The 9278-nt window shown below is 71.8% G+C and carries 9 protein-coding genes; 3 read left to right on the top strand and 6 right to left on the bottom strand.

Going from position 1 to position 9278, the window contains the following annotated elements; all coding sequences use genetic code 11:
- Positions 1 to 18 precede the first annotated feature (18 nt).
- Complete coding sequence (locus B124_RS36345; protein ID WP_496507296.1) at positions 19 to 273, bottom strand: DUF8825 domain-containing protein; 255 nt, start codon at positions 271 to 273, stop codon at positions 19 to 21.
- 40 nt (positions 274 to 313) lie between these two features.
- Complete coding sequence (locus B124_RS36340; RefSeq protein WP_496507295.1) at positions 314 to 568, bottom strand: hypothetical protein; 255 nt, start codon at positions 566 to 568, stop codon at positions 314 to 316.
- Positions 569 to 674: 106 nt separating this feature from the next.
- On the opposite strand from B124_RS36340, the gene B124_RS36335 reads away from it, so the two are divergent.
- A complete protein-coding gene (locus B124_RS36335; protein WP_496507294.1) occupies positions 675 to 1640 on the top strand; it encodes an aminoglycoside phosphotransferase family protein in 966 nt (321 codons plus the stop codon).
- A 28-nt stretch (positions 1641 to 1668) separates the two neighbouring features.
- On the top strand, positions 1669 to 2127 hold the full coding sequence (locus tag B124_RS36330; RefSeq protein ID WP_496507293.1) for a GNAT family N-acetyltransferase: 459 nt from the start codon (positions 1669 to 1671) through the stop codon (positions 2125 to 2127).
- Here the strand turns inward: B124_RS36330 and B124_RS36325 are convergent.
- Entirely contained in the window at positions 2124 to 5072 is a 2949-nt protein-coding gene (locus B124_RS36325; RefSeq protein ID WP_496507292.1) for an NACHT domain-containing protein, read from the bottom strand. The two genes, B124_RS36330 and B124_RS36325, sit on opposite strands and share 4 nt — an antisense overlap.
- A gap of 111 nt (positions 5073 to 5183) precedes the next feature.
- Here B124_RS36325 and B124_RS36320 point away from each other — a divergent pair, with 111 nt between their 5' ends.
- Positions 5184 to 5477 carry a hypothetical protein gene (locus B124_RS36320; RefSeq protein WP_496507291.1) on the top strand — a complete coding sequence of 98 codons (294 nt, stop codon included), beginning with the start codon at positions 5184 to 5186 and terminating at the stop codon, positions 5475 to 5477.
- Positions 5478 to 6210: 733 nt separating this feature from the next.
- Here the strand turns inward: B124_RS36320 and B124_RS36315 are convergent.
- The 3 genes from B124_RS36315 to B124_RS36305 all read right to left on the bottom strand — a co-directional run bounded on the left by B124_RS36315 (position 6211) and on the right by B124_RS36305 (position 8272).
- Positions 6211 to 6354, bottom strand: coding sequence for a hypothetical protein (locus B124_RS36315; protein ID WP_496507290.1), 144 nt, complete (start codon positions 6352 to 6354; stop codon positions 6211 to 6213).
- 47 nt (positions 6355 to 6401) lie between these two features.
- Positions 6402 to 6605, bottom strand: a complete 204-nt coding sequence (locus tag B124_RS36310) for a hypothetical protein (protein WP_496507289.1) — start codon at positions 6603 to 6605, stop codon at positions 6402 to 6404.
- A 494-nt stretch (positions 6606 to 7099) separates the two neighbouring features.
- Entirely contained in the window at positions 7100 to 8272 is a 1173-nt protein-coding gene (locus B124_RS36305; protein ID WP_496507288.1) for a helix-turn-helix domain-containing protein, read from the bottom strand.
- Positions 8273 to 9278 lie beyond the last annotated feature (1006 nt).

Below are 9278 nucleotides of genomic sequence, written 5' to 3'. Positions count from 1 at the left end.
CCGCCGCACGCCCGCCGGTCACCCCTTGCGGGCGGCCTCCGCCCGCGTCTGTGCCCAGGCGGCCTCCTTCAGCGCCATCCGGGCCGCGGGGAGCCGGCCACCCGCCGTTTGCCAGTACGGATGCGTGGACATCCGCACCGACAGCCGCAGCAATCGCCGCCGCAGGACCGCGGTTTCGCTGGCGCTGTGCCGCGGCTCCTCGGCGAGCTTGCGGTACACCGCGTACCAGTCGCGCTGGGTCTGGACGAGGTCTTCGGGGAAGGTGTGGGTCACGCAGTTATTCTGACACGTGTTCGATTTTTGAGTCACGCGTCTATGCCGGATCCCACCCGGCCGCCGCCGCCCACCGCTCCGCGGCGATCATCAGCACCGCCGTCGCCGGCGCCGTGACCTGCCCGTACGCCGCCAGCTCCGGAAACGCGTCCGCCAGTCGGGACGCGAAATCGCCCGACGCCCGGCGCGCCGAGCCGTCGGCTCGCAGCCCGCCGGCTAGCAGGGCGAAGTCCCGCGGCCACGGGGACCGGTACGGCAGCACGGCCGCCGCCTGGGGCTCGTCGGGGAAGGGCACCGCGCCAGTCTGGCGGGGTCCGGCCCCGGCGGGGAGGAAAACCGGTCGACAGCGCGGGCGCCCGGGGGATGGGATGAGGCGGACCGCAGGCCGGGAGGAGAGTCGTTTGCCGTCCGAGACCACCGCGGGTGCCGCCGCGGGTCACGCAGTCGTCACCCCCACCCCCGCCCTCGCCCCCGCCGTCGACGAGGAGCTGGCCAGGCGCCTGCTGGCGGCGCAGTTCCCCCGGTGGGCGCACCTGCCGCTGCGCCCCCTGCGCCCCGGCGGCTCGGACCACGTGATCTTCCGGCTCGGCGACGCCATGTCCGTACGCCTCCCGCGCGGCGACTGGGCGGCGGGCCAGGCCGAGAAGGAACACCTGTGGCTGCCCCGCCTCGCCCCGCACCTGCCGCTGGCGGTGCCGGCGCCGCTGGAGGTGGGCGAGCCGGCGCTGGGCTACCCGTGGCACTGGTCGGTCTCGCGCTGGCTCGACGGCCAGACGGCGACCCCCGGCGGCCTGGCGGACCCGGCGGAGGCGGCGGCGGACCTGGCGGCGTTCCTGGGCGCGCTGCGGCGTCTGGAGCTGCCTTCCGCCACGTCGTACGGGCTGCTCTCCCCCGCCGTACCGCTGCGGGACCGCGACCGTACGACGCGGGCGCACATCGCGGCGGTGGCCGCGGCCGGCGCCTTCGACGGCCGCGCGCTGACGGCCGTGTGGGAGGCGGCCGTCGAGGCGGAGGCGGCCGTTGAGGCGGGGGACCGGGCCGGACCGCCGGTGTGGTTCCACGGCGACATGCACAACGGCAACATCCTCACCCGGGCCGGCCAGTTGAGCGCCGTCATCGACTTCGGCGGCCTGGGCGTCGGCGACCCGGCCTGCGACCTGGTCGTCGCCTGGACCCTGCTGGACGCGGGCCCGCGCGCGGTGTTCCGCGAGGCACTGGGCGCGGACGACGCGGCCTGGACACGGGGACGTGGCTGGGCGCTGACGACGGGGCTCAGCGCGTACACGGCGTACGCGGCGACGAACCCGCTCATCGCCCGCCAGACGACCCGCCAGATCACCGAGGCCCTGGCGGACACCACGCCGTAGCCGCCGGCCGGCGGCGAGGACGGAGACCATGGGTACCACCGAGGACACACGCATCGAGCCGGCGGACGCCGACGACTTCCACCGGGTGCTCGCCGACCACCCCCGCTACTGGGGCGACCGCGACCTGCGCGCGCTGCATCTGCTGGCGATGGTGCAGGAGTTCGGCGACACCTGCCTGGTCGCCCGCGCCCCGGACGGCATCCGCGGCTACGTCTTCGGCTTCGTCACCCCGACCGCCACGGCGTACGTCCACCTGATCGCCACCCGCGACGACACCCGCGGCACGGGCCTGGGACGCCGGCTGTACGGGGCGTTCGCGGCGGCGGCGCAGCGGCAGGGGGCGGAGCGGCTGAAGGCGATCACGTCGGTGGGGAACACGGGATCGCAGGCGTTCCACCGCAGGCTGGGGTTCACGGCACGGGTGGCGGAGGACTACGACGGGGCGGGGCGGGCGATGGTGGTGTTCGGGCGGGGGTTGCCGCTCTAGGGGGCGGTCCAGATGTAGGAAGGCGGGGCGGCGGGTGCGCTCGTGGAGCGCGTGGCCTGCCTTGGCAGGCGGGATCGACGTCGCCTCGATTCGTCGACGAAGTCCTGGCGTTTGTCCGCCCACGCCTCGAACAGCGCCTGCATGTCGGCGCGGATGGGCAGCGCGGGGAGTGCGGCGTCCGGCTCGAACCCGAGCCGTCTGGCTATGTAGGGGTAGAGGGGCGCCAGCGTGCCCAGATCCTCCGGGTGCCCCTTGCGGATGGTTGGGCTTTCGTCGCTCCACTCGACCGAGATCAGGTAAGGGACTGCCGCCCCGAGAAAGGCGGTGCCGTCGAGTTGCACGGTGGCCGCGCCGAGCGCCCGCGGCCTTGTGTAGGGAGGCCAGCGAGTGCCCCTGCAACGTGTCCATGGTGGAGAGGCGCCGGCTGACAGGTGATCTCCAACCGCCCTTAGAACGGCCATCCGGCCCGGAGAGATCGGCTCCAACCCCTCCATCGCGTGCGAGGCTTCGATGAGAAGGAAGGGAAACTTTCCCACATGGAACACTCCGGTTTCGTACGACCCATTCATCAAATGGTCAAAGTCGTCCGACCCGGCGAGCAGATCAGCCGGCGGGATCGTGCCCTGCCGCACGGCCTCGTACATGAAGTTCTCACTCAACCCCGCCGCGTTCGCGTACTCCGTGCCGTATCTGCCCCGGCTCTCCTCGGCGAAGTTGTGCCAGAAGGCCATCACATCGTCTTCGACGGCCCCCGCGGCGGTGGGCGAGTAGCACTGAAGTGCCAGGCTGAGCGCGGTGGTACGGGCGGCCTCGTCGCCGGCCGCGACCACGTCGTCGATGCGCTTCCTGAACTCGTCGCCGAGGATCGGCAGGTAGGCGCGTCCCGAGCACGCCAGCAGACCTAGCGGCAGCGCCTCGCTCGCATCGCCCTGGAAGAAGTGGTCAAGACAGCGACGGCACAGCTCCCGGACTATCGCCGGCGGCGGGTCGACTGACATCAGCGCGGAGGCGAGGAAGCTGAGCAGATTCTTGCGGCTCTCCGGGGCCTTGTACCTCTTGTCACCGAGGAGGCTGCGGTAGAAGCGCTCGGCCCCCTGGTCGGCCATGCCGTCCTTCATCTGCAGGGCGAGTTCGGCGACGACCGACCACTCCTGCCTGATGATGCGCGGTGCCAGTTCCTTGGCCAACTGCTCCGGGGTGTCGTGCAGGCGCGCCAGATATCCGGCCGTGAAGTACTCCAGGAATGTCCGGTGCGTGAACGTGTACAGCTTCTCGCCCGCCGCAGTCGTCCCCGCGTCGCTGAACACCCAGGCCCGGCCCCGGCAGAATTTGACGAACTCCGCCGCCGCCTCGCGCGCCTCATCCTCCGACTCGAAGCCGCGACCGTGCAGAAAACCCGCGGTCTGCCGGATCAGCTCCCGCTCGGTGACGGCGGACTCCTGTTCCTGCCGTACGAACAGCCAGTGCGCCAGATGCCGCAGTGCGGGCTCGACGTGACGGCGGGCACGCAGCTCCGTGTGAATCTTGCGGCGCGCGTCCCACTTGTGGAACAGCAGGTTCGCGCACTGTTCGTAGACTTCCGGCCGGTTGCGGGGGAGATAGCCCTCGCCCCGGTAGAGGATGCACAGCAGCGCCAGCATCAGCGGGTTCGCGCGCAGGTCGGGGATCGAGTCGCTTTCCGTCATGAACGTGGCAGCCAGGCCCTCGGCCTCGTCGCGACCGACGCCTTCTTCCTGGGCGAACCACTTCGCCACGTACTCCCGTACGCGCTCGCGGTCGAACCCGCCGATCTGATAGCGGCGGAACTGCCCCTCGTCCAGCCGCGCCTGGTCGTAGCCCACGAGACGCGAGGTCACCAGCACCCGCACCATCGGGTACTCCGCGCAGAAGCGCTCCACGCGCGCGGTGACCTCGGCCCGCCGCGTCGTGTCGGTCAGCTCGTCCAGGCCGTCGAAGATGACCACCGCCGAGCCGGCGAGGAACAGGCGGTCGACGAGACCGGGAGGGGCGGGGCACTGGAAGAAGGTCTCCAGCCGGTGCTCGACGTGGCCGAGGACCGACCGCTCCGGCGGGTCCTGTGCGGCGAACTCCCGCAGTGTGACGAGGAAGGGCACCCGCCGGGCGGCGGAGGTCGCGTGCCAGTGCATCAGCACGCTGGACGCCGTCGTCTTGCCGCCCCCGGGATCGCCGAGGAGGACCGTCCGGTCCAGCGCCTCGCCGAGCTGCCACAGGGTGATCGCCTCGGACGTGGCCGAGTCCATGAGCATGATCTTGGGCGCGACGTAGAGATCGTCGATCGGAACCCGGCGCCGCCGCTCGAAGTCGGGCGGCTTGATCTTGCCGAACTCCTCGACCACATGCTGCCGGTAGCGCCGCAGGTACTCCCGCTCCCCCTCCAGGTCGCGCTCGCCGTACGCCGCCAGCTTCCGCTCGACGGCCCGTAACGACGCGATCATGCGCGCCGAGAACGCCTCGCTCCGCAGCCGCGGCAGCAACTCCCCGCCCGCGCCCTGGAGACGGCCGACGAGGGCGGAGATCTGCTCGTCGTAGAAGTCGAACAGAGCATTCGCGAACGCCGACCAGTCGGCCCGCGGATCTGCCGGTGCCAACCCGGCCTCCAGCAGGCTCCGCAGCCGCTGGACATCGGCTTCCGGCGCGTCCGTGACCCGGGCGGCGAGCAGTTCGTGGATGACCGCGTGGAACTCGTCGCTCGCGACGGCCGCCCCCAGCGCCTCCTCCGTCGTGCCTTCGGGGGGATCGCCGTGCAGATCGCAGTCAGGCACCTGCAGCTCGTACGTGTCGAACCACTCGACGAGCTTCCGATCCTCCTTCACCGCCCGGTTGCCGAGCGCCTTCAGGCCGATCCCGAGCCGTACGCACGTATCGGCGACGACGCGCGCCAGCACGCCGGCAACCGCGCCCTGCAGAACGTAATCCGGGTCCACGCCCAGCACGCTAGCGAAACCCGCCGACTCACCACCGGTAATCGGCCGGATGCGGGGCACGCGAACCAACGCCTCCTGTCGCCCCCAGGCCCGGGGTGCCACACTCGGACGATGCCCCGCATCTACGCTCCGCAGCAGGAGGGCGAGTGGGGCGACCGGTCGGTGGTACGCGCGTGCGCGACGGTGTTCGCGTGGGTGGTGCTGGCCCGCATCACGTACCACCTGGCGACCTTCGCCCTCGCCGCTGCCGGCTGGCACGGCCCACCGCTCTACGTCGGCGCCGCGTCGACCGGTGTGGTCGTGGCATCGATCTCCACGCGCCTCATCTGGACCCGCACCAGACGCCGCCGCCGTCTGTCGTACGCGGCCCGCGCCTATCACGACCGGCAAGGTCTCCGCCGCTAGCGCAAGCGGCCAGCGGCGGGCGCCGCCGGCCTACGGGCTTGGCCAGGTCGCGTTCCTTTCCGTGGCGGGGTGCCCCGGCCGCGCCTGATGGAGAACCGTCCGCCGTGCCGGGTGGCGTCCCGCGGGGTGGTGCAGGGGACCCGGCACCATGCCTCCGCGGATCGTGGCCCTCGCCGCTGGGCTCGCCCGCGAGCGTGCCGGCGCTTCCGCCGCGGGCAGCGGCCCCGTTGCCGCGCCCAGCGCGAATGTGCCGCACGGCGTGAAGCCGGTGTTCGGACTCGGGACAGCCGCGCTCCGGGTGCACGTTGCCTGCACCCCGCCGTGGGCCACGACCCAAGAAACTCCAGGAAACCCCCAACAGACCACCCCCACACACCCGCCCAAGGGTATGCGGCCCCTCCGACAACGCCGTCCCACCAGCGGAGTTGGCCTGCTCCGGTGCGTGTAGGTGAGCGAAAGTCGGCTCCGGCGGGCGATTTGCCCTGGTTTCGTGGGCGGGTTACCGTGAGTTTGTCACGGCGAGGCGCATGGGAGACGCCTCACGGGGCGGGCGTGGCGCCGGCTGGCCCGTGGGTGCGTGCCGCGGGGCGAAAGTCGATCCCCGTGGGCGATTTGCCCTGGTCTGGCGGGCGGGTTGCCGCGAGTTTTGCACCTCCTTCGGCGGCGGGCTCGGCGCTACGCGGCACCAGGCCCGCCCCCTGGCGGATCGGACAGGCGACCAGGGGGCGGGAGTTCAGTGGTGGGGGTGCAGGCGGATCGCGACGTTCGCGGCCGTCACCCGCTGCTCGTCGAGATAGATACGCGCCCGCGTCCGCGCGTTGACCAGCAGGGCGCACCGCACATAGCCGGGTGCCGGGGCAGCGTCGCTCGCGTTCACGGTGCGCTCGGGTATCAGGCGCGGTATCCGTGTGCCGTAGGCGTAGGTCATCTGCCCTGCCTTCCCCGGCCCGTGATGCACGGCGTTGCGCAGGCCCAGTAGGCGCGGGGCGCCGGCGGCATGTCCACCAAAGCGGCTACGCGCAGCGTCTCGACGGTGCCGGGCTTCTTGCAGTTCAGGCGCCTCGGCGCGACGAGGTCCATGTCATTGACGACAACCTTCCGGCCGTCGCGGTCGAGCGCCGCGGGCATCAGGACGTTCCCTTCCGGGCGGTCGGCGGGGAGCCGCGCCAGTCCGGCCCTTCACCGAGACTGGCCAGCGCCGGCCGCGGGTTGAACGGCTCGGGACGGCGGGGCCGACGGTCCACCGGCGGGAGCCTGCAAGGCGGCGCCGGCCGCTCGACGGCGCTCACGACTTCCCCTTGCAGCTCGGGCACTCGCACGGCGGATCGACACCGGTACTCGGAGGAGACGGAAGATCGCGGGTGTAGAACTTCTTCTCCCGCCCCCAGGTACGCCCGCCGTCGCGGGACACCCGCAACGTCATGCGCGGGCGGGCGGTCTCCGGCGGCGGCTCAGGCCGGGCGGGGGTGCTGACGTGGGGGATGTCCATGACGTCGCCTGTCGTCGGTGATCAGGTCGTCACCGACCGTAGAAGCTACGTGAGTGTGGTCACCATGGTGCTTTGCCCCGACGCCAGCCAGGAAGTATCTGTCAGCGTGACAACCTGCTGGTCAGAGACCCACTCACAGAGGCAAGTCGATGGCGTCCGCAAGCTCACGCATCTCCGGCGTCAGCGTCCGCCGCCGACTGACCACCACATCAAGGATGTCCCGCGCGTACTTCTGGTTGGCCAGCCACTCAGGCGCCTTCCCATTGACGTCGGCGAGCACGCCGAACGCAGCGTCGTGCTGATGCATCATCGTGTACGCCTTCGCCACGTCGAGACGGTGCCGCCAGTACTCGGTGCTCGCCCCCGGCCCGGCAGCCTTCAAACGCTTCGCGGTCTTCAGCACCTTGTCTGGCCGGTCCAGCACTACGCCGTGCTCCGCCTGCTTGTAGGCGACGGTGACCGGCCCCCAGGTCGCCAGCCGGTCGTCGCCACGGGGCAACTCCTCGCCCGTCATGACGCCGAGAGCGTGCGCAATCTTCATCGCGTCCTTGGCCTCGCCTCGGCGGTTGTCCCGCAGCGCAGACGCCGACGCCTGGAGCAGCAGCCACCCCCAGGCGGCCAAGTCCTCGGGCGTCGCGCGCGACAACCGCGGCTCCAGGTCATCGGCCCACTTCACAGCGAGCTTCCGGGCCTCATCGAACTTGCCTTGCCTGACGAGCAACCAGCACCAGGTCGTCACGACGCTGGCGGCGCGCAGCCGGTCTGGGGCGTCGTCGAGCGCGCGCCGCAGAGCGGTGTCGGCTGCCTGGAACTGCCGGGACTGGGTGAGTGTGCTGCCAGCGATGTTCAGCAAGTGGGCGCGCACGGCGCGGGCTTCGGTGCTGTCATCGAGCGCATCAGCGTCACGGAGGAGAGGGGCGAGCAGGCCGACCAGCTTGGACATGCGGTTGCCGAAGAACGCTGAGCGTACGGCCGGCAGTTGGGCGGCAATCCCGGCGGCCGTAGGCTCCTCCTCCAGCACGGCGGGCGGCTGCTCGACAGCCTGCTGCAGCGGTCGCCAGGGCTTCGGCGTCGGGCCGGCCGAGGGCTCAGGGCGGCAGACGAGATCGGTGGTCGGCACGCGAAGTGCCCGTGCGAGTGCGTGCGCGGTCTCCATCCTGGTGTCCACCGCCGTGCCCTGCTCTAGCTGGCGAATCCACGAGAGCGAGACGCCTGATGCGGCTGATAGTCCACGCTGGCTGAGGCCGCGGCGCTTGCGCACCTTCTTCAGCCGGTCGCCGATGTGCTCTTCGGAGTGCTCGGGCATACTGACTCCAGCGTTCTGAGGTGACACCAGAACCGTACCCCCGGGCAGCCCCGCGGGTACCCGAACGGCCCCCGGTAGGGGGCCGTTCGCTCTTCGCGTCCCCGGGCGCGCGTTGGACCTGCGGGCGGTCACGCCCTGGGTGCGCATCACAAGGCGGATACCGGGCCCCCGGGCGCCGTAACGGGTACAGCGCTTCGCCGCCGTACCCCCGTTCCGCCCCCGCGGGGCGTCCGCGCAGGCGGAAGGAATGGCGATGTCGGCAGTCTCGACCGGTCGTCCGTCGCCCGTGGCTCAGCCTGCGGTGCCCGGCAGGTGGATGGCGTCCTGCGGGGTGGTGGAGCGGACCCGGCACCATGACTCTGCGGATCGTGGCCCCGCCGCTGGGCTCGCCCGCGACCGTAGCCGGCGCTTCCGCCGCGGGCAGCGGCCCCGTTGCTGCGAACGGCGCGAATGTGCCGCACCCAGCGTGAAGCCGGTGTTCGGACTCGAGGCAGCCGTGCTCGGGGTGCGCGTGGCCTGCACCGCGTCGTGGGGGCACGACCGGGCTACGGGGGTGCGGTGTCGGGGTGCTGCTGCTCGTGTGCGCGCCGTTCGACGTGGGCTTTGAGCATTGGTCCCCGCTCGGACGCGGCCCGGGGACGGAGGGGCGCCGCCTTCCGCTATCGCCGGCGTTGTCACGGAGCCCGCGGCGATCGGCCCTCGTTCCCGCCCGGACCGCGGACCTACGCGCACTCGGCGCGCCCGGGAGTCCGCCACGTGCGCGTAGGTGGGCGAAAGTCGGCCCCGGTGGGTGATTTGCCCTAATTTTGTGGGTGGGTTACCGCGAGTTTGTCACGGCGAGGGGCATACCCAACGCTCCAGGGGGCGGATGCGGCGCCGACCGGCCCGCGGGTGCGCGCCGTGGGGCGAAAGTCGATCCCCGTGGGAGATTTGCCCGAGTCTGGCGGGCGGGTAGCCGCGAGTTCTGACCCTCCGTCGTCGTAGGGAGCGGCGGGGTGGGGGCGGG

This window comes from Streptomyces sp. CNP082 (genome assembly GCF_059570535.1).
The sequence above is the reverse complement of the archived record's forward strand: the minus strand, read 5'-3'. Positions and strand labels throughout refer to the sequence as shown.

Coding starts and splice junctions, on each gene's coding strand:
- B124_RS36330 (WP_496507293.1), top strand. CDS start 1,669: ATGGGTACCACCGAGGACACACGCATCGAGCCGGCGGACGCCGACGAC.
- B124_RS36320 (WP_496507291.1), top strand. CDS start 5,184: ATGCCCCGCATCTACGCTCCGCAGCAGGAGGGCGAGTGGGGCGACCGG.
- B124_RS36310 (WP_496507289.1), bottom strand. CDS start 6,605: ATGCCCGCGGCGCTCGACCGCGACGGCCGGAAGGTTGTCGTCAATGAC.
- B124_RS36305 (WP_496507288.1), bottom strand. CDS start 8,272: ATGCCCGAGCACTCCGAAGAGCACATCGGCGACCGGCTGAAGAAGGTG.